The 21,723-nt window shown below is 45.5% G+C and carries 16 protein-coding genes and 1 pseudogene; 4 read left to right on the forward strand and 13 right to left on the reverse strand.

The annotated features are described in order from the left end of the window. Positions 1 to 28: 28 nt before the first annotated feature. Complete coding sequence (locus tag IE163_RS07610; protein WP_189431889.1) at positions 29 to 649, reverse strand: LysE family translocator; 621 nt, start codon at positions 647 to 649, stop codon at positions 29 to 31. Between the two features lie 128 nt (positions 650 to 777). Here IE163_RS07610 and IE163_RS07615 point away from each other — a divergent pair, with 128 nt between their 5' ends. Further along, positions 778 to 972 (forward strand): DUF3185 family protein, encoded by a 195-nt coding sequence (locus tag IE163_RS07615; protein ID WP_189431891.1) that lies wholly within the window; start codon positions 778 to 780, stop codon positions 970 to 972. Between the two features lie 93 nt (positions 973 to 1,065). Here the strand turns inward: IE163_RS07615 and glnS are convergent, their stop codons facing one another. The 12 genes and pseudogenes from glnS to sdhC all read right to left on the reverse strand — a co-directional run bounded on the left by glnS (position 1,066) and on the right by sdhC (position 18,239). Further along, positions 1,066 to 2,730, reverse strand: coding sequence for a glutamine--tRNA ligase (gene glnS, locus IE163_RS07620; protein ID WP_189431893.1), 1,665 nt, complete (start codon positions 2,728 to 2,730; stop codon positions 1,066 to 1,068). A 190-nt stretch (positions 2,731 to 2,920) separates the two neighbouring features. After that, positions 2,921 to 4,546 carry a tryptophan halogenase family protein gene (locus tag IE163_RS07625; RefSeq protein WP_189431896.1) on the reverse strand — a complete coding sequence of 542 codons (1,626 nt, stop codon included), beginning with the start codon at positions 4,544 to 4,546 and terminating at the stop codon, positions 2,921 to 2,923. Between the two features lie 10 nt (positions 4,547 to 4,556). Continuing rightward, a complete protein-coding gene (locus IE163_RS07630; RefSeq protein WP_189431897.1) occupies positions 4,557 to 5,348 on the reverse strand; it encodes a hypothetical protein in 792 nt (263 codons plus the stop codon). 123 nt (positions 5,349 to 5,471) lie between these two features. Next, complete coding sequence (locus tag IE163_RS07635) at positions 5,472 to 8,441, reverse strand: TonB-dependent receptor domain-containing protein (protein WP_189431899.1); 2,970 nt, start codon at positions 8,439 to 8,441, stop codon at positions 5,472 to 5,474. Between the two features lie 172 nt (positions 8,442 to 8,613). Next, positions 8,614 to 9,486, reverse strand: a complete 873-nt coding sequence (gene sucD / locus IE163_RS07640; protein WP_189431901.1) for a succinate--CoA ligase subunit alpha — start codon at positions 9,484 to 9,486, stop codon at positions 8,614 to 8,616. A 10-nt stretch (positions 9,487 to 9,496) separates the two neighbouring features. Continuing rightward, positions 9,497 to 10,663, reverse strand: coding sequence for an ADP-forming succinate--CoA ligase subunit beta (gene sucC, locus IE163_RS07645; protein WP_189431903.1), 1,167 nt, complete (start codon positions 10,661 to 10,663; stop codon positions 9,497 to 9,499). A 189-nt stretch (positions 10,664 to 10,852) separates the two neighbouring features. Then, a pseudogene (gene odhB / locus IE163_RS07650) lies at positions 10,853 to 12,043 on the reverse strand (2-oxoglutarate dehydrogenase complex dihydrolipoyllysine-residue succinyltransferase); the annotation flags it as partial. Between the two features lie 62 nt (positions 12,044 to 12,105). Continuing rightward, the gene (locus IE163_RS07655) at positions 12,106 to 14,916 is read right to left on the reverse strand and encodes a 2-oxoglutarate dehydrogenase E1 component (protein WP_189431906.1); all 2,811 of its coding nucleotides are present in this window, start codon (positions 14,914 to 14,916) and stop codon (positions 12,106 to 12,108) included. Between the two features lie 100 nt (positions 14,917 to 15,016). Continuing rightward, positions 15,017 to 15,736 (reverse strand): succinate dehydrogenase iron-sulfur subunit, encoded by a 720-nt coding sequence (locus IE163_RS07660; protein ID WP_189431908.1) that lies wholly within the window; start codon positions 15,734 to 15,736, stop codon positions 15,017 to 15,019. A gap of 14 nt (positions 15,737 to 15,750) precedes the next feature. Then, complete coding sequence (gene sdhA, locus IE163_RS07665; protein WP_189431910.1) at positions 15,751 to 17,523, reverse strand: succinate dehydrogenase flavoprotein subunit; 1,773 nt, start codon at positions 17,521 to 17,523, stop codon at positions 15,751 to 15,753. Further along, a complete protein-coding gene (gene sdhD, locus IE163_RS07670; RefSeq protein ID WP_189431912.1) occupies positions 17,524 to 17,871 on the reverse strand; it encodes a succinate dehydrogenase, hydrophobic membrane anchor protein in 348 nt (115 codons plus the stop codon). Continuing rightward, the gene (gene sdhC / locus IE163_RS07675; RefSeq protein WP_189432390.1) at positions 17,862 to 18,239 is read right to left on the reverse strand and encodes a succinate dehydrogenase, cytochrome b556 subunit; all 378 of its coding nucleotides are present in this window, start codon (positions 18,237 to 18,239) and stop codon (positions 17,862 to 17,864) included. The genes sdhD and sdhC overlap by 10 nt, the downstream gene beginning before the upstream one ends. Positions 18,240 to 18,602: 363 nt before the next feature. On the opposite strand from sdhC, the gene gltA reads away from it, so the two are divergent. From gltA to IE163_RS07690, 3 genes are all read left to right on the forward strand, one after another. Further along, on the forward strand, positions 18,603 to 19,880 hold the full coding sequence (gene gltA, locus IE163_RS07680) for a citrate synthase (protein WP_189431913.1): 1,278 nt from the start codon (positions 18,603 to 18,605) through the stop codon (positions 19,878 to 19,880). Positions 19,881 to 20,040: 160 nt separating this feature from the next. Then, positions 20,041 to 21,258, forward strand: coding sequence for an aminotransferase class V-fold PLP-dependent enzyme (locus tag IE163_RS07685; protein WP_189431915.1), 1,218 nt, complete (start codon positions 20,041 to 20,043; stop codon positions 21,256 to 21,258). 2 nt (positions 21,259 to 21,260) lie between these two features. Next, positions 21,261 to 21,701 (forward strand): SufE family protein, encoded by a 441-nt coding sequence (locus tag IE163_RS07690; RefSeq protein ID WP_229833482.1) that lies wholly within the window; start codon positions 21,261 to 21,263, stop codon positions 21,699 to 21,701. The last annotated feature ends 22 nt before the right edge of the window (positions 21,702 to 21,723 follow it).

A 21,723-nucleotide genomic window follows, 5' to 3' on the forward strand; every position in this document is an offset into this window, starting at 1 on the left:
GCTGTTAACCATATAACGAGCTTATCATCTATACCGCACTAAAATAATAGTGCCACAGTTCTAGGAGTACCGGAACTACCGATAACAACAAAATAAGCCCCATCAGCAGATTAAAAATGCGCTGTGCTACGGCGTTATTTAATACCTTTTTCAATACGGCACCGAACAACAACCAAATACCAACACAGGGAAAAGCAACCAGTAAAAACGCCAGGGTAATAGCAGACACTTCTAACCAGTATACACCCGCTACTGTAGTAAAGGCTGCCATGGCACCGGAGGCCATTACCCAGGCCTTGCCATTAACCCACTGAAATAATGCTGCTTGCCAAAAAGTTAAGGCTTTACTTTTACCGGTTGCGATATGTTCGGGTTTAGCACTGGCGATTTTATACGCCAAATACAACAAATAAGCGGTACCCAGTACTTTAATCAGTTGATGCAGATGCGGATAACGATCGAAAACCACACCAAAACCCAGCCCAACCACCAACACCATTAATGGAAAACCTAAACAAATCCCCAACCAATGCGGCAGGCTGGCTTTAATGCCATAGTTAACCCCGGAAGACATAATCATCACATTATTAGGGCCTGGCGTGATGGTGGTTGAAAACGCAAAAAACAGTACCGCCCAAAAAATCTCCATTTCACTCACCTCAATACTTTGCTGTTATTCAACACAGATTCAGTTCCGCAGGCTAATCTGTGCTATACCTAACCACGACGGCAATAGTTAACGCTATGCTACAGCGGTTCACACCACAGGAGAATAACATGAATAAAATAATTGGATTAGCACTACTGGTAGCGGGCGCAATTTTGCTGTATTTCGGTTATACCGAGTACAACTCTACCGCTTCTCAGGTTACCGAAATGGTTACTGGTAACCCCACTGACAACGCCATCTGGTTTTTAGTGGGTGGTGCCATCGCCGCTATCGTCGGTGTTGGTATGTTACTAAAAAAATAGTAGCCGCATAAAAGTAAAAAACCGGGCTTATCACACCCGGCTTTTTTCTAACTGCAACAAAGAACCTTTGCCAAACCTAAAGGTACCGCAAAATTACTCTTCTTCCTTGCCCCAAACATCACGCAGCCCTACCGTGCGATTAAACACCAAGGCCGCCGCAGTTGAGTCTTTATTGTCAGCGCAATAGTAGCCTTCACGTTCAAACTGATAAGCTTTTTCTGCCACTGCCTGCTGTAAAGATGGCTCGGCAAAACCGTGCTTAACAACTAATGACTGCGGATTAATCGTTGTCATAAAGTCATCTTCTGCTGCCGGATTAGCCACACTAAATAGCCTGTCGTATACCCGAAACTCTGCTGGCAACGCCTGAGTTTGCTCTACCCAATGAATAACGCCGCGGACCTTGCGGCCGTCTGCCGGGTTTTCACCCAGTGTTTCAGGCAAGTAAGAGCATTTAAGTTCCAGCACCTGGCCCTGCTCGTCTTTAATCACTTCGTCAGCATGAATAACATAAGCATTACGCAAACGCACATCACCACCAAGCACTAAGCGCTTATATTTTTTATTGGCCTCTTCACGGAAATCGGCACGATCAATATACACAGTGCGGCCAAAAGGCAATTGTCGCTCACCCATATCTTCTTTTGGATGATTAGGAGCACTTAACCATTCCAATTTATCTTCCGGATAATTGGTAATGGTGACTTTTATCGGATCCAGCACGGCCATAGCGCGAGGAGCTGCGGCATCTAAATCTTCGCGAATACAGGCTTCCAGTGCGCTCATTTCGATCACGTTGTCTTGCTTGGTTACACCAATGCGCTTCGCAAACTCACGAATAGCGGCAGGCGTGTAACCACGACGACGTAAACCAGCAATGGTTGGCATCCGCGGATCGTCCCAGCCACTGACGACTTGCTGCTCGACTAAGGTTTGCAATTTACGCTTACTCATCACCGCATATTCTAAATTAAGACGCGAGAATTCAATTTGCTGCGGATGACAGGCAATAGTGATATTGTCTAAAATCCAATCGTATAAACGGCGGTTATCCTGGAACTCCAGCGTACAAAGCGAATGAGTAATACCTTCCAGCGCGTCGGAAATACAATGGGTAAAGTCGTACATCGGGTAAATGCACCAGCTATCACCGGTTTGATGATGGTGGGCAAACTTCACCCGGTAAATCACCGGATCGCGCATACACATAAAGCTGGACGCCATATCAATCTTGGCGCGCAGCGAACACTCGCCTTCTTTAAAACCGCCTGCTCGCATCTTTTCAAACAGCGCTAAATTCTCTGCTGGGCTAGTATCACGGTATGGGCTAGGCTTACCTGGCTGCGTTAAATTGCCACGGTACTCGCGCATTTGTTCGGCATTTAAGAAACAGACATAGGCTAAACCCTTGTTAATTAGCTCAACCGCATAACCATACAACTGCTCAAAGTAATCCGATGAATAACGGACTGCACCTGACCACTGAAAACCTAGCCATTTTACGTCTCGCTGAATAGACTCAACAAACTCAACGTTTTCTTTTTCCGGGTTGGTATCATCAAACCGTAAGTTACACTGGCCCTGGTAATCCTGCGCTATGCCAAAATTTAAACAAATCGATTTAGCATGGCCAATGTGCAAATAGCCATTAGGTTCCGGCGGAAAACGGGTTTGCACGGTGTTGTGCTTAGCACTGGCTAAATCGGCATCGATAATTTGCCGAATAAAATTTGTTGGGCGTGGCGTAACGTCCGACATAGTAATGAGTGTCCTTTTTTAATAACGGGAAACGAACAATTAGCGGCATTATAACAGCAGAAGCAACGCTGACCAGCGTCTGTGAGCATCGAACGCTAAGTTTTTAAAATCGTCTATCTTTTATTAGATAGCAGGCAAAGAGCAACCTGCTACCTAAGGTGTTTTCAGCTGTTCCAGTCTGACTGGTGATTCAAACCCATCCTGCAGGTTTAGATGCTGTCACATATTGCTGTTTACCAAGCACTTTTTCTAACCAAATCGCATGAGGGGGCAACTTGTTTTTTGCCATTTGTACACGTTGCAGAATAGCGCGGTGTATTTGTGTTGGTGGCAGTGACGGGCCGTATCGATCAAGCATCTCGTCTTTCAAGTAATCCATACCATAAAGGATACATTGATAGCTCTCGTGATTCCATAATCCTCCGGTATCAACCGCTGCACGCATATCGCTAAAACCTTCACTGGTCCCGAGCGCATTCATCCCTGCAAACCACTGATCTTGGAAATCATGCGCACTAGGCGGCTTAATTTTCCAAAAAGCCAATTTGGCCTGCAATCTATCGGTAATACGCTCCGGCTTCTGTACTTCACGCCAAAACGCAGTATCAGTGCGCTTTGTCATGCAATAATGCATATTAATAAAGTCGAGAATTTCATAAAATCGGTTAGACAAGATTCGATTATAGCGGCTAGCTAAAACCGGCATATCAGCCTTATTAAACGGAAAATGCTCTGCTAACACTACAGCACCTAGATCGCTTAAATAAAGACCGGTTGACTCCAATGGTTCAATAAAACCACCAGATAAACCAATGGCAACACAGTTACCTTGCCAATTCTGCTTACGACGTCCTACTTTAAAGTTAACGATACGATGTGGTAGGTGCTCGCAGCCAGCACCTTGATACGCTCTCATCTCACGTTCAGCAGCATCAATATCGATAAAAGCACTACTATGAACATAACCGACAGAACGCTGATTTTGCATTGGAATATCCCAAATCCAACCGTTGGATAATGCTGTCGCTGTAGTGTAGGGCCTTATCATGCCCGGATAGAAGTGATCGTAGGGAATGTGCATGGTAATAGCTCTATCGCATAACAACCACTGCGAGCAATCCTCAAAACCTACCCCCATCTTCTGTTCTATTAGTTTCGCACTAAAACCAGTACAATCAACAAAAAGATCTGCCGTAATGCGCTCACCTTGTGAAGTTAAAACAGCAGCAATATGCTCTGCTGAGTCCATCTCCACATCAGTCATATTGGCTAAGGTATGTGTAACGCCTCGCGCCACTGAAAAATCGCGCAGGTAATCAGCAAACTTCTGCGCATTCATGTGATAGGCATAGTTTAACGGTGGCCCCATATCCCAAGCACCAAGCATTTTAGGTGCTAAGCCCATTTCACAAATCAAAGGTTGCGCCGAGCAAGTTTCCATAAATGGAATACTACGATCACTGCGTAACCATTCATCCGCCAAGTGATCTAAAGGTTGGGTACGCATACTGCTAAACGGGTGATGATAAAAAGAGTTGTTATTGTGTACCCAATTGGTATATTTGATCGATTGTTTGAAAGTCGCATCCGTAGCACGCATAAATTCTAACTCGTCAACACCAATGACCGCCAGTAAATGCCGCATTGAGGGAATTGTCGCCTCTCCTACTGAAATCCTTGGAATATCTGGCGATTCAATTAACTGGATCTGCACCCGCGGCGATATACCGCCTTTGTTCAAAGCACCGTTAAGATAGGCTGCGGTCATCCAACCAGCTGATCCACCACCCACTATCAACACTTTAGGCATGTTCATCTTTATACCCCTAGTAATAACCCAGCATATGTCTTAAACCAGGAGCTGCATACTCCACCAAACGCTTTTGTATATCAGGCAGTTCGTCGGGTAACTCGCTAGTTAGCCCTACCAAGTTTTCTCGATAAGTGCCGCTTTGCTTGCGATCAGAACCTACTTCAAGACGTTTGCGCCAATCATCAGGTAACACACCATCTTTGAGAACCGGCTGCAATAAATCGGTAAAATAGCGTTCAGCGGCTGGCGTATTTAGTATTTTTAAATGCTTAATAACATCTTCAAAACGCACTAATTTAATACCCGTACCTAACCAAGCGATTGAGTTATGTGTATATATTTCGTTTAGCGTGGGCGCTTTTTGATAAATGCCAAATATCATCATATTCAGCATCTCCTCTATGCTCACCCTACCACCTTTAAGATGATCCATTTGTCCCTGGAAAGTGTCAGATAAGAAAAAACGAGCTCGCGCTAACACCCAATCATAGGGATCACGAACAATAACATAATGAACTGCCGATTGAGTGGCCAACGCTGAATCGTCAGAAAATAATAGGTGTCCCCAACTCAGCATCGGTTGCTTTGGATTAAAAGCAGGCAAACAATGCCTTAAATTTGGGATTTGCACAAAAGCTTGATGATACTGTTGCGCGACTGGTACAAACATTCTGAAAATATTTCGAAGCAAATGAGTTCCGCATTTTGGAACTGAATTCAAGAATACAGGCTGCTGCAGCGGAGATTGCTCAAACTGGTGATTTATCTCATTCAATGTATCAGGTTTAGCAAAAACGGTAGGCATGAGTGCCACTTCCAGATAGTAGGAACCAGACAACCAACAGTAGACTGACGGCTCCACAAATTAACTCAACAAAAAAATGCCGACGACAGTCGGCATTTACATTCAACTACAAAAACCTAGCATTTAGAAACTGTAAGAAACGTTCATAAACATACGACGTCCTAACCAATCATACTGACTGTAAAACGCTGAAGTTCCTAAACGTGTAACGCCACCGATAGCACTCACCTTTGGTGGTTCTTTATCAAAGGCGTTGGCAACACCAAAGGTTACATCCAGACCTGTTGTAGTAAACTCCTTGGTAACTGAAAACGCATGGTAGATAACCGCATCAGAATGTAAAACGAGTTTTACTGGGTCGCCACGGTAAGAACCTGTATCACGATAGGTGCCCTGGCCATAACGCTCATAGTTAGACACTGAACCAACATAACGCGCATTCCAGTTAAATGTCCAATCTTCGTACGTTAAGCCAACCATCAGATTACCAACGTCTTTTGGACTACCAAATTCACCTGTACGATCAATTGGATCACTGGTAGCAAACAACTGACGTGACGCCTCTAGCTGTCTTGTATGCTGATAAGTGGCTGAGAAACGACCAATTGGCGTATCTGTGCCATAGTTAACAGTAAAATCTAAACCACGGTTAACCTGAGTTGCGATATTCAGATAACCACCGCGAACATCCGTAATCCGTAAGTCTGTTGGGTCGCGCTCGAACTGACTACATAAAGGTTCAGTTGCAAAGGTCTCAGAATTATAACAGTTACCAACAATCTGACCGGCAGTTAAGCTAGTTACTTCACCGGTGATTTGAATATCAAAGTAATCAACAGAGGCACTAAAACGGTGATCAGTAAAATCTGGTAACCAGACTAAACCAACCGTTTCCGATACCGAAGTTTCTGCACCTAACTGACCTGCGCCACCACCCGTTGTGACTGTTGCAGTAATAGCACCACCGCCAAAGTTAGCTGGGATACCATCTGCGGCACAGTTATTAGCAACTTTCTCACTCGTCGTGCCAGCGGCCAAACCTGGGCCCCAGTTTATACAAGGATCGATGTTACGTTGTGCCACAAAACTGGTTTGGTTATTCAGATATAACTCGAACAGTGCCGGTGAACGGAAAGACGTACCACGCGAAGCTCTAACACGGAAACCATTGGCAATGTTCCAGTTTAAACCCGCTTTGTAAGTACTGTCGCTGCCGTAAGATGAAACATCTGTCCAGCGACCAGACACTGTTAAATCAAGTGACTCAATCAGCGGCATACTGCGAATAAGTGGGATTTGTAACTCAGAGAAAACAGCCTTGCTATTATGCTTACCTGCAGTGATACCGGCCGAGGTTTGACCCCAAGCGTTACCATTTAAAGTTTCCGGACCAGGAACATCATTGATTGAATCTTCTTGCATCTGGAAACCAAATGCAGAACCGACATTCCCGGCAGGTAACTCAAATAAATCACCAGAAATAAAGCCTTCGATTGAGTTCTGTTTATAAACGGTATTACCTGTCTGCTCACCAAATAAGAATGCTCTAACTTGAGGAGAGATATTACCGGCTAAGAACTGAGGATCTAACCAAGGCACATCGATACAAGGAACACCGCGCACAGGGGTGTTGGTCCCAACGCAAGAACCAGATGCGAAGTTATATGGAGATATAGCATCATCGTAGATTAGCTTAGTTTTATAATCACCACTACTATAACTATTCTGATAAGCTAAATCCCAGTACCAATCGCCAATGTCACCTGTCAAACCAACAACAAAGCGACGATAATCAACGGTAATTTTATCACCAGAATGATCAGTAATAGCAGTAGGACTTAACCATTGAGCACCGGTCCAACCTGCGCTTAATGGATCACCACCAAAAAAGTCTTCGTTATATTTGTAGCTCCAGAACTGACGATAGCCATTAGACGTCGTAGTACGACGGTTTAATAAAACTTCGCCGTAAACGCTAGTATTGTCTGTTAACTCGTAGTCACCTTGGGCATATAAGGTAACTAATTCATTTTTTGGAATCAGTGTTTCTAAATCTTGGAAAGGGTGATCTGCGTTAGTTACAGAATCAGACAACCGATCGTAAGCAACAGGGAACCAGCCTGGTGGGGTTACCATAAAGTCTGGATCATTAGGATCTACAGCAAAACCCGGGATAAACTGGCCTAAGTTGCCATCATAATCAAATTGCGCTTTAGAACCTACAGGTACGTTACCACCAGCACCTTGATAATCGTAGAGCCAAACATGACCCCACAACAAATCGTTACAATGATATTTGCCAGTACGAGGATCGATAGGATCTGCACGTTCGCCCGTAGTTGGATTGAAAATATAACGCTCAGCACAATTGAAAAAACTACGTTGTCCCTGAGCAAGTTCTTTTTGAACCTTATAGTCACCCACTAACCGGAAAGAACCCCGACCAAAGGTTTGACCATAGGTACCGTTTAACTGGTAATTTTCACCACCATTTTCGGTAGGTTGAGACGTATTAAAGTTTAAGGTACTTTCATCACCTTTCTTAGTAATGATGTTAATAACACCTGCAACTGCGTCAGAACCATAAAGTGAAGAAGCACCGTCTTTCAGAATTTCTATTCGATCAATAGCTGACAAGGGTAAGACGTTCGGATCGAAAGAGGCAACTTGTCCCCGCGTACCTGCTGGACCTGCGCGACGGCCATTCAACAGAACTAAGGTACGATTGGCACCCAAACCACGCAATGAAATGCTCTCAGAACCCACACCACCTTCTGTAACAAAGGCTGTTGAGGCCGCAGCAGTAATTTGGTTAGAACCCGCCGCTACGGTAGAGTTACGTAATAGTTCACCTAAATTATTAATACCTTGGCTGGCCGCAACGCTGGCATTAATAATTTCTACTGGTGTGGCTTGATCTAAACCGTCAGTCCGAATACGACTACCAATTACTTGAATTCTTTCAGCTTTTTCTTCAACTTTTTCTGTTTCGTCAACTTCTTGAGCACTGACATTAAATAGTGAGCCTGCAAGCACACAACTGACAGCAAGTGCCAGCGGGTTCTTCCTCGATAGTGGAAAAGTGGTTTTCATAGAGATTTCCCTGGTAATTATTATTTGATTGGCATTTTTAAAACTGAATATAGCCTTAATTGCCTATTTTCATGTTAGAGAGATGAGTGTAAAAATCAACCCCTAAACACAAGATTCGTTAATAATAGGCAAAAAAAAACCGCCAGAAGGCGGTTTCTTAGCTTCAGAAAAATTACCAACCGGTAATTTCCTTCAGTGCTTTACCGATATCAGCTAAACTTTTCACAGTTTTCACGCCAGCATCTTCTAGCGCAGCGAATTTCTCATCGGCAGTACCTTTACCACCAGAGATAATAGCGCCGGCATGGCCCATACGCTTACCAGCAGGTGCAGTGACACCAGCGATGTAAGATACTACAGGCTTAGTTACGTGTTGCTTGATATAAGCAGCCGCTTCTTCTTCTGCAGAACCACCGATTTCACCGATCATGACGATCGCTTCAGTTTGTGGATCGTCCTGGAATAACTTCAGGATATCGATAAAGTTAGAACCTGGGATTGGGTCGCCACCGATACCAACACAAGTAGACTGCCCAAAACCGTAGTCAGTAGTCTGCTTAACAGCTTCATAAGTCAGGGTGCCTGAACGAGATACGATACCGACTTTACCTGGTTTGTGAATGTGACCTGGCATAATACCAATTTTACATTCGCCTGGTGTGATCACGCCTGGGCAGTTAGGGCCAATTAAGCGTACGCCTAATTCGTCACATTTAACTTTGGCATCTAACATATCTAAGGTTGGGATACCTTCAGTGATACATACGATCAGTTTAATACCACCGTTAGCCGCTTCTAAGATAGAATCTTTACAAAAGGCAGCTGGTACGTAGATTACTGACGCTTCAGCACCAGTCGCTTCTACAGCTTCTTTTACCGTGTTGAATACTGGCAGACCTAAATGCGTTTGGCCGCCTTTACCTGGCGTGACACCGCCAACCATCTTAGTACCGTAAGCAATAGCTTGCTCAGAGTGGAAAGTACCCTGGGCACCAGTGAAACCCTGACAAATTACTTTGGTATCTTTGTTAATTAAAACGCTCATTGCTTACCCCTTATGCCTTGGCCGCTGCTGCAACGACTTGCTTGGCTGCGCCAGTCAGATCGGTATCAGCAATAATGTTCAGGCCGCTCTCTTGCAATACTTTTGCGCCCAGTTCAGCGTTGTTACCTTGTAAACGTACAACGACAGGTACTTTAACGCCAACTTCTTTCACCGCACCAATTACGCCTTCTGCGATCATATCGCAACGTACGATACCGCCGAAAATATTGATAAATACAGCCTTAACCGCAGTGTCAGACAGGATAATTTTAAACGCTTCAACCACGCGCTCTTTCGTTGCGCCGCCGCCAACGTCCAGGAAGTTAGCAGGTTGGCCACCGTGTAATTTGACGATGTCCATAGTACCCATAGCTAAACCCGCACCGTTAACCATACAACCGATGTCGCCACCTAAAGCAACATAGTTCAGTTCCCATGACGCGGCATGCGCTTCACGCGGATCTTCTTGTGATGGATCTTGCATGGCTTTTAAATCTGGGTGACGGTATAACGCATTACCATCGATCACTAACTTGGCATCTAAACAGTGCAGATCGCCAGCTGGGGTGATAACCAGTGGGTTAACTTCCAATAAGGCTAAATCTTTTTCCTGGAACAGTTTTGCCAAGCCCATAAAGATTTTTACGAACTGGTTAACTTGCTTGCCTTCTAAGCCCAGCTTGAATGCTAACTCACGGCCTTGGAATGGCTGAGCGCCAACCAAGGGATCGATAGCGGCTTTTAAAATTTTCTCTGGTGTTTCGTGGGCTACGGTTTCAATTTCCACACCACCTTCAGTAGAGGCCATAAACACGATACGACGTGAAGAACGGTCTACTACCGCACCTAAATACAGCTCTTTAGCAATATCAGTGCAAGGCTCAACCAGAATACGACTTACTGGCTGACCTTTTTCGTCTGTTTGGTAAGTTACCAGGTTTTTACCCAGCCATTTTTCTGCGAAAGCGCGAATGTCTTCTTTGCTCTTAACCAGTTTCACACCGCCCGCTTTACCGCGGCCACCAGCGTGAACCTGAGCTTTAACAACAAACATGTCGCCGCCGATCTGATCGGCTGCGGCTACTGCTTCTTCTACAGTGGCTGCAGCGATGCCTTTGGATACAGGCAAACCATATTGGGCAAACAGTTGTTTACCCTGATACTCGTGCAAATTCATGGCTATTTTCCGTTCATTTGAAATTAAAGGCTGCAACAGTGTACAGCCACAGTTTTGATTGCTACTGGTATACCCTTTCCAGTTAACGCGACAGCCAAACTGCGCCCTAACTGGCTTGGATATAACTTTACCAACCAGTGATATTTAGAAACGTGGCGCTTTAACGCTACGTTTCTAGTTTGCTAACGCTTAGATGTCCAGCAGAATACGTGTTGGATCTTCCAGTAACTCTTTAATGGTTACCAGGAAGCCTACAGACTCTTTACCATCAATGATACGGTGATCATAAGACAGTGCTAAGTACATCATCGGCAGAATTTCCATCTTGCCATCCACAACCATGACGCGGTCCTGGATTTTGTGCATACCCAAAATTGCTGATTGTGGTGGATTGATAATAGGCGTAGACATCAGTGAACCAAAAACGCCACCGTTAGTGATAGTGAAGTTACCGCCAGTTAAATCGTCCATTGACAATTTACCGTCACGGCCTTTCAGCGCTAAATCTTTGATGGCTTTTTCAATTTCAGCCAGATTCATCTTATCGCAATCACGCAGTACTGGTGTTACCAAACCACGTGGCGTAGATACCGCAATGCTCACGTCAAAATAGTTATGATAAACAATATCATCGCCATCAATAGCCGCATTCACTTCTGGGAAGCGCTTTAAGGCTTCAGTTACCGCTTTCACGTAGAACGACATAAAGCCTAAACGGATACCATGACGCTTCTCAAACACGTCCTGATACTGCTTGCGCAAGTCCATAATTGGCTTCATGTTAACTTCGTTAAAGGTCGTTAACATGGCCGTTGAATTTTTCGCTTCTAACAAACGGTTCGCGATGGTTTTACGCAGACGCGTCATAGGCACACGTTTCTGACTACGATCACCGGCCACTGCCGCTGGGGCAGCAGCAACTGGCGTTGCAGCTTTAGCAGGCGCAGCTGCTAAGAATTTCTCTACGTCTTCTTTGGTCACACGGCCATTTTTACCGCTACCTTTAATCTTGCTGGCATCTAAACCTTTTTCGGCAATTAACCGGCGCACTGACGGACTTAAAACGTCATCACTTTCTTCCGTAGCAGCAGGAGCAGCGGCAGCTGGCTCGCCTTTTGGTGCTTCAGCTTTCGCTGTTGGCGTGCCACCAGCTTCCATCTTACCGATAACTTCTTCAGCGGTAACAGTGGCGCCCGTGTCATGGATGATCTCGCCCATTACACCGTCAGCTTGTGCTACAACTTCAAGCACCACTTTATCAGTTTCAATATCTACTAATACCTGATCACGGCTTACGGCTTCACCGGTTTTTACGTGCCAGGTGGCGATGGTTGCATCTGCAACAGATTCTGGAAGTACGGGTACTTTAATTTCCACTTTTTCACCTATAACGGTTGGTCTATATCAGTTAACACCGCCTGCAACTGCAGGCAGGCAAATAGTTATTTAAGAGTTAGCGCATCATTGACTAACGCTTGTTGCTGCTTGTTGTGCACAGACAAATAGCCTACCGCTGGCGACGATGACGCATCACGACCGGCATAAGTTAACTGGGCACCTTTAGGGATAGCAGCCCAGAAATGGTGTTGGCTGCAATACCAGGCACCCTGGTTCTGTGGTTCTTCCTGACACCAAACAAAGTCAGTAACATGCTGATAGTTAGCAAGCGCTGCAGCCATCTCAGTGTGTGGGAAGGGATACAACTGCTCTACCCGCACTATCGCTACGTCTTTCTGATCGCGCTTACGACGCTCTTCCAGCAGTTCGTAGTAAACTTTACCGCTACAGAACACTACGCGCTTCACGTCAGCTGGATTCAGCTCATCAATCTCGCCAATCACATTATGATAAACACCTGATGCCAGCTCTTCCAAGGTAGAAGTCGCTAACGGGTGACGCAATAAAGATTTAGGCGACATCACAATTAATGGCCGGCGCATTGGGCGCACCATCTGCCGACGCAGCATATTGAATACTTGCGCAGGTGTAGTGGGCACACAAATTTGCATATTGTGATCAGCACATAATTGCAAGAAACGCTCTAAACGCGCTGATGAGTGCTCTGGGCCCTGACCTTCATAACCATGAGGTAATAACATCGTCAGACCACATAACCGGCCCCACTTTTGTTCACCCGAGCTTAAGAACTGGTCAATAACCACCTGGGCGCCGTTAGCAAAGTCACCAAACTGACCTTCCCAAATGACCATAGCACGCGGTTCAGCTGTGGCGTAACCGTACTCAAAAGCTAACACCGCTTCTTCTGACAAAGCAGAATCGTATACCTGGAATGGACCTTGATCATCACTGATATGCTCTAGCGGTATGTAGGTGCTGGCATCTGTTTGATTATGTAATACAGCATGACGATGGAAGAAAGTACCACGACCTGAATCCTGACCGACGATACGGATCCGCGAACCTTCACCTGCGATAGAAGCATAGGCTAAAATCTCAGCAAAACCCCAGTCGATTTTTTTCTCGCCTTTGAGCATCAACGCCCGGTCTTCATAAACCTTACCAACCTGACGCTGTAAAATATGCGTTGCAGGTATTTGGGTGGCTTTCTCACCAAGTGCAATTAGCTTGTCTAACGGAAGGCTAGCATCGTAACTGGCATCCCAGTCTTTACCGATATAAGGTGTCCAGTCGACTGAGCTTGGTGCCATAGGGCGCCATTCATCCACTACACAGTCACCCTGATCCAGCGCATCACGGTAGCCGTCAACTAAGGCCTTAACCTGGTCAGCCGTTACTACACCCTCAAGAATTAGCTTCTCAGCGTAGATTTCACGCGGTGTTGGATGCTTTTTAATCTTTTGATACATTAATGGCTGTGTCGCATTTGGCTCATCTGCTTCGTTATGACCATTACGGCGATAACAGAACAAGTCAATAACCACGTCACGCTTAAAGGTATTGCGATAATCAACTGCTAACTGAGCGACAAATACCACTGCTTCAGGATCATCACCATTCACATGGAAAATCGGTGCCTGCACCATTTTGGCTATATCAGTACAATATGGCGTAGACCGGGTATCTTCCGGGTTAGAGGTAGTAAAACCAACCTGGTTATTAATCACCACCCGAACTGTGCCACCTACTTTAAAGGCGCGAGTTTGTGAAATATTAAAGGTTTCCGCAACGACACCTTGACCAGCAAAAGCTGAATCGCCGTGAATAGTAATAGGAAGTGCTAATGAGCCGTCACTGCAACCTCGACGATCTAAACGCGCCCGCACTGAGCCTAACACCACAGGGTTAACGATTTCTAAATGTGATGGGTTAAACGCTAACGCCAGGTGAACATTGCCGCCTTTAGTTTCAAAATCAGATGAGAAACCCATATGATATTTAACATCACCAGCTCCTACAACTTCATATTTACCGGCAAATTCGTCAAATAGCTTTGAAGGGTTTTTACCCAAGACGTTAATTAAGGTGTTTAAACGGCCCCGGTGTGCCATACCGATAACAGAGTCTTTAGCTCCCTGTTCACCGGCACGGTGAATCATCGCTTTGAGCATCGGAATCATGGCATCGCCACCTTCCAGACCAAAACGCTTGGCTCCCGGGAATTTTGAACTTAAGTATTTTTCCAGGCCGTCTGCAGCCACCAAACCTTTAAGGATTTGTAATTTGGTTTCTTTGTCGTAACGCGGCTGTGATTGCACACTTTCCAAACGCTGTTGGATCCAACGTTTTTCGTCTGTGGAAACGATATGCATATACTCAGCGCCAATAGAGCCGCAATAAGTGCGCTCCAGTGCCTTATGCAATTCACCCAGTTTCATGGTTTCCTGGCCACAAGCCAGTGATCCAACATTGAACTCGGTATCGTAATCAGCTTCAGAAAGCTCGTGGTATGACAGCTCTAAATCGCGAACCCGTGGTTGTTTCCACAAGTTTAACGGATCGAGGTTAGCGTGCTGATGACCACGGAAACGATAGGAGTTAATCAGTTGCAATACTTTAACCTGACGGCTATCAGCACCAGAACCGGAATTTACAACAACGACTTCGCGATGCTTATTACGGGCCAAATCAGCGAACTGTTGGCGCACATCACTGTGTCGGGTTTCAAGATCGACCCCATCGATTTTTGGTAACTTCGCGAAGAATTCGCGCCACTCGTCACCAACACTGGTGGGCTCTGCTAAGTAGGATTCATAGAGTTCATCCACATAGGCCATGTTACCACCGCCAAGATGTGAAGACTCCAACCACGCCTTCATTACACCTTCGTGCATTTAGTTTCCCTTATTTTTGAGCACCTGGAAAAATTAGCAAAAAAACTGCCATACCCCCTGGGTATGGACAGTTTTCAATTAAATACTAAAAAAGGGCGCATTATAGCGCCCGATTTAACAGCATTGATTTTATCTGACCAATTGCCTTAGTTGGGTTTAAACCTTTCGGGCAAACATTAACGCAATTCATAATACCATGGCAACGAAATACGCTAAAAGCGTCATCTAAGTCGTTTAAACGTTGTTCTGTCGCGGTGTCACGACTGTCAGCCAGGAAGCGATAAGCGTGCAATAAACCTGCTGGGCCAATAAACTTGTCCGGATTCCACCAGAACGATGGGCACGAAGTTGAGCAACAAGCACACAAAATACACTCGTAAAGACCATCAAGCTTAGCACGCTCTTCCGGGCTTTGCAGATACTCGCCTGCAGGCGGCAATTTATTGTCGTTAATTAGGTAAGGCTTAACTTTTTCATATTGCGTGTAGAACTGGCTCATATCAACCACCAGATCACGGATTACCGGTAACCCTGGTAATGGACGTAATACAATCTTGCCACCTTTTAAACCTGCAGCAGACAACGGCGTAATACAAGCCAGGCCATTTTTGCCATTCATGTTTAAACCGTCTGAACCACAAACACCTTCCCGGCAGCTGCGACGGAAAGATAACGTCGGATCTTGCTCTTTAAGCTTAATCAGTGCGTCTAACACCATCATATCCCGACCTTCCGGGTTATCCAGTGTGTAATCCTGCATGCGCGGCGCTTGGTCGACATCAGGGTTATAACGATAGATTGAAAATACTAACTTCTTCATCGCTGTCAGCCCTCTTAGTAAGTACGTGCTTTCGGTGGGAAAGCGTCACGGAACTTAGGTTCCAAGTTTACTTTACGCTTAAACATAGACTCTGAGTCCGGCGTGTAAACACTGTGACACAACCAGTTTTCATCATCACGGTCCGGGAAGTCAAAGCGAGCATGAGCACCACGGCTTTCAGTCCGGAAGTTAGCGGCAACAGCTGTAGAGAAAGCGGTTTCCATCAGGTTATCCAGTTCTAAACACTCAATACGCTGAGTATTAAAATCTGAGCTCTTGTCGTCTAAACGGGCAAACTTTAAGCGTTCACGGATTTCTTTTAACTCTTGTAAACCTTCCGCCATCGCAGCACCTTCACGGAATACCGAGAAGTTCAGTTGCATACACTGCTGTAAGTCTTTCTTGATCTGTACCGGGTCCTCACCCTGACCAGGCTTAGAAGCTTCCCAGCGCTGTACGCGTGCCAGCGACGCATCTAAATCAGACTGTGAAGCAGGACGGGCTTCGGCAGTAGCGGCTAAAGCTTCACCTAAATGTAAGCCTGTAGCCCGACCAAATACCACTAAGTCCAGCAGCGAGTTACCGCCAAGACGATTCGCGCCATGCACAGATACACAAGCAATTTCACCACAAGCAAATAAACCAGCAACCACTTGCTCAGAACCATCCGCTTTTGGATGAATAACCTGACCATTAACGTTAGTTGGAATACCACCCATCATATAGTGGCAGGTGGGAATTACCGGGATAGGTTCTTTAACCGGGTCAACATGCGCGAAAGTGCGTGACAACTCACAAATACCTGGTAAACGGCTTTCTAAAACCTCTGCACCTAAGTGGTCCAGTTTTAACTTAATGTGTGGACCCCAAGGACCATCACAGCCACGGCCTTCACGAATCTCTGTCATCATTGAGCGGGCAACAACATCACGACCCGCTAAGTCTTTGGCGTTTGGTGCATAGCGTTCCATAAAACGCTCACCGTCTTTGTTCAGCAGATAACCGCCTTCACCGCGACAACCTTCGGTTACCAGCGTACCCGCACCGGCAATACCGGTTGGGTGGAACTGCCACATTTCCATGTCTTGCAGCGGTACACCAGCACGCAGCGCCATACCTACACCGTCACCAGTATTGATATGCGCATTGGTGGTAGAGGCATAAATACGACCTGCGCCACCTGTTGCTAAAACAGTAGCTTTTGATTTGAAGTAAACGATTTCGCCTGTTTCAATATCAATAGCAGTACAACCTACTACAGCGCCATCCTGGTTTTTAACCAGATCTAAGGCATACCACTCAGAAAATACCTGAGTACGGTTTTTCACGTTTTGCTGATACAACAGGTGTAATAAAGCATGACCGGTACGGTCAGCTGCCGCTGCAGTACGCGCCGCTTGCTCACCACCGAAGTTTTTAGACTGACCACCGAAAGGACGCTGATAAACCCGACCATTTTCAAAGCGTGAAAACGGTAAGCCCATATTTTCCAGTTCAGTAATGGCTTCCGGACCAGTTTTACACATGTACTCGATCGCGTCCTGGTCACCGATATAGTCTGACCCTTTAACGGTATCGAACATGTGCCATTCCCAGTTATCCGGGTGGCTATTACCTAATGCAACCGTAATACCGCCTTGAGCAGATACGGTATGTGAGCGGGTAGGAAACACCTTTGACAACAACGCACAAGTTAAACCCGACTGCGTAATTTGCAGCGCTGCGCGCATACCTGCACCACCGGCACCAATGACGATGGCATCAAATTCTCTTACTGGAATATTCACTTAAGCACCCCACAACACAAATAAGCCCACTGCCACATAACCAAAGGCAATTACGTACAGTACAAACTGTAAAACACCGCGCAATTTAGCGCACTTGATGTAATCCGTTAGTACTTGCCATAAACCAATACGGGTGTGAATGGCAATAGAGATCAGGGCGAGTAAAGTAAACACTTTCATGAGTAGGTTTGAAAACAAACCTTGCCAGATTTCGAAGGTCACTTCTGGTGTAAACAAGAAGAAACCCAAAATAAATAAGCTGTAAAGCGCCAGCACGATAGCTGAGGCACGTAGCGAAACATAATCCTGAACACCATCGCGTTTCAGGCTTGCTTGATTTAGAACCATAACCATACTCCTGCTAAAACGGCTAACACAATCCATAATCCGATAGTGATATTGGCGCTTAGGTTGCCGGAATCCAGCTCTTCCCAATGTCCCATATCCATAATCAAATGACGGATGCCGCCAATCAGGTGGTAAATAAGTACCGTGATAGTGCCCCAAGCGATAAATTTCGCTAAATGTGAATTTAACAAGGACTTCACGTAGTCAAAACCTTCAGCGCTTTGCAATGACGTCGCCCATGCCCAAATAACAAACAGCAGTGCGAAGAACATTGCAACACCAGTCACCCGGTGTAGGATAGAGGCTTTGGCAGTCGCAGGTAGAGAGATTGTCGATAAATCGAGATTTATTGGTCTTTGCTTTTTCACAGTGTCTTGCCTATCGATGCCCGTGTAGAGCGTAGTTGTCATTATTGTTGCTGTAGAAACAGCTACAACCCAAAACAGTATACTCTAATTCGCTAAAGCTGGTTCAGCAAAAAAGCTATTGTTCGGTGAACTGTTTTTACGCCGTCAATAGTATATATTTCATGAATCGCTATTACAATTTTTGTTTGGTTTTAAACGGAAAATTCCGCAGGTGGAAATTTACAGCATTTCTCCGCCGCGGCAATACGACTAGAGTCGAATACTTATTAATCGATTAGTCTTTAGAATTGACTTTCAGGTGTGGTTTGCGAGTAGAATAGCCCAAACCCTAATATCCGATACTACAACAATAGGAGAAATCCAATGGCAGATAAAAAGGCCGTCGTGCAGATTGATGGTAAAACGTTTGAGTTACCAATCTACTCTGGCTCGGCAGGCACTGACGTAATCGATGTTCGTACTCTCGGGCAACAGGGCTACTTCACCTTTGACCCGGGTTTTATGTCCACGGGCTCCTGTGAATCCAAGATTACTTACATTGATGGTGACAACGGTGTACTTCTGCACCGTGGCTATCCTATAGAGCAACTTGCTGAAAAATCTAATTATCTGGAAACTTGCTATTTGTTATTAGAAGGTGAGTTACCGACCCAAGAGCAATATAAAGATTTCGTTAACACCATCACGCGCCACACTATGGTGCATGAGAAAATTGCCGCGTTTTTCCAGGGCTTCCGGGTTGATGCCCACCCAATGGCAATGCTCTGTGGTGTTGTTGGTGCCATGTCATCCTTTTACCACTCTGATCTTGATATTAATGACCCACAACAACGCACTCGCAGCGCCCACCGTTTAATTGCCAAGCTCCCAACCATTGCGGCTATGGCTTACAAATATACTGTTGGTCAGCCTTTTGTTTACCCACGTAATGAGCTTAGCTACTCAGAAAACTTTTTAAATATGATGTTTTCTGTACCAGCAGAAGACTATAAAGTGAGCCCGGTGCTGGCCAAAGCCATGGACCGGATCTTTATGCTACACGCAGACCACGAACAGAACGCTTCGACTTCTACGGTACGTTTAGCAGGCTCTTCTGGCGCTAATCCATACGCTTGTATCGCTGCAGGTATCGCTTCACTTTGGGGTCCTGCTCATGGCGGCGCCAACGAAGCCTGTCTGAAGATGTTGCAACAGATTGGCTCAGTTGACCGCATTCCTGAATTCGTTGCCCGTGCTAAAGATAAAAACGATAGCTTCCGTTTGATGGGCTTTGGTCACCGTGTTTATAAGAATTTTGACCCTCGCGCCAAGGTAATGCGTGAAACCTGTCATGAAGTGTTGAAAGAGCTAAACATTAAAGATCCATTGTTAGATGTGGCTATGGAGTTAGAGCGTATTGCTCTATCAGACCCATACTTCATCGAGAAAAAACTCTATCCAAATGTCGATTTCTACTCTGGGATTATCTTAAAAGCCATTGGTATTCCAACCAGCATGTTTACTGTGATCTTCGCCTTGTCGCGCACTGTAGGTTGGATCTCGCATTGGGATGAGATGCTGTCCGACAAAGGCCATAAGATTGGTCGTCCACGCCAGCTTTATACTGGGTATACGGCACGTGATTACGAAAGTAAGAACTAAGATACTCAATAAAACAGAAGCGGCTAAATGCCGCTTTTTTTCTGCAACTTTTCTGCAAAAAGATACTTAGTACAATGCACCATTAAGCTCGCTCTCGCATAAGACGCGAATTTTGGGCATAATAGCGAGCTATTTTTCCGTTCTCTCCTATTGAGCTTTTATGTCAGATTTTAATGCCGCCGCTTTTCGTCAGCATTTTCCTTTCTTTGCTGCACAACCTGACTGGATTTATTTGGATAATGCCGCCACCACGCATAAACCTTTTGCAGTATTAGAAACGTTGGACCATTTTTACCGGCAACAAAATAGCAATGTGCACCGCGGTGCACATAAACTTAGCCAAATGGCAACAATACTTTACGAAGAAGCCCGCAGTTGTATTCAGCAGTATGTAAATGCGGCTGAGCCGGCAGAAATTATCTTTACCAGTGGCACTACGGCAGCACTGAATCAACTAGCATTTGGCTTGATGCACACAGTGTTAAAACCCGGAGATCGCATCTTAATTTCAGCGTTAGAGCACCATGCTAATATCGTGTCCTGGCAATTACACTGCCAACGCTTTGGCGTTATTCTCGACGTGATCCCACTTGATAGTCAACTGCAGCTTGACCAGTCCGCCTTTGAGCAGTTATTAACACTGCATCCTAAAGTTGTAAGCTTAACCCAGGTGTCGAATGCTCTGGGTACCGTGTTACCTCTTGCATCTATGCTGCAGGCGGCTAAAGCAGCAGGAGCAATCACAGTGGTCGACGGTGCTCAGGGTATTGTCTGGGATAAACCTGACCTACAACAGCTGGCTGCAGACTTTTACTGCTTTTCCGGGCACAAACTGTATGGCCCCACCGGTATTGGCGTGCTTTATGGCAAGCGCGCTTTATTAGAGCGACTTACTCCACTATTAGGCGGTGGCGAAATGATTGAACAAGTCAGTTTTAGCCATAGCAGCTTTAATCACTTACCCGCTCGCTTAGAAGCCGGTACACCTCATATTGCCGGGGCCCTTGGCTTGGCTGCCGCAATCCGCTTTATTAGCCAATTTGACGTTTCGCAAATAAAGAGTTATAAAAGACTGTTATTAAAGACTTTTCATGATGGTCTGCAGCATATTCCCGGTATAGTAGTATTATCGCCATGGCAAGATAATGCCGGCATTGTAACCTTAAATCTGCAAGGTGAGCATTCAGCAGATGTCGCAACACTGTTAAACGAACAGCGTATTGCAGTACGGGCAGGCAGACATTGCGCAATGCCATTATTTGACTTAATGGCTACAGCAGGTGCAGTCAGATTCGCTTTTGCACCTTATAATCAAATTTCAGAAGTGGAGCAATGCCTCAAGGCGTTGACTCAGGCAGCGGAGATCCTGGCGTCATGACCATGGAACAACTCTTATCGGACACAGCGACAGCCCTTGCGGCTATCCGGCAACAGGATTTGCCACAACTACAACAACCACTCGATTGGCAAAGCAAGTACCGTTTGTTAATGCAATTAGGTAAAAAGCTGCCTGCTATCCCGGAAAAAATGCGGCAGAATGAATGGCTCGTCAGAGGTTGTGAAAGCCGCGCTTGGTTATTGCACTATCACGATAATACCGTAGGCAAGCACTATTTTGTCTTAGATAGTGAGGCACGTATAGTCAAGGGTTTATTGGCGATCATGTTGTCTTTTGTTAATGGCTTAAGTCAACAAGAACTCAAACAGCTGGACTTACAGCGCGCCTTTGACGCCTTAAATCTGAAGCCTTATTTGAGTCAATCGCGCAGCAATGGTTTAAATGCCATGCTTAACCACATCCGCCACTGTCTGAATGAATAAGCCGAGCCCCCGCTAACAAGCG

Origin of the sequence: Alishewanella longhuensis (assembly GCF_014653435.1) — a bacterium.
In the GTDB taxonomy this organism is placed as follows: domain Bacteria; phylum Pseudomonadota; class Gammaproteobacteria; order Enterobacterales; family Alteromonadaceae; genus Alishewanella; species Alishewanella longhuensis.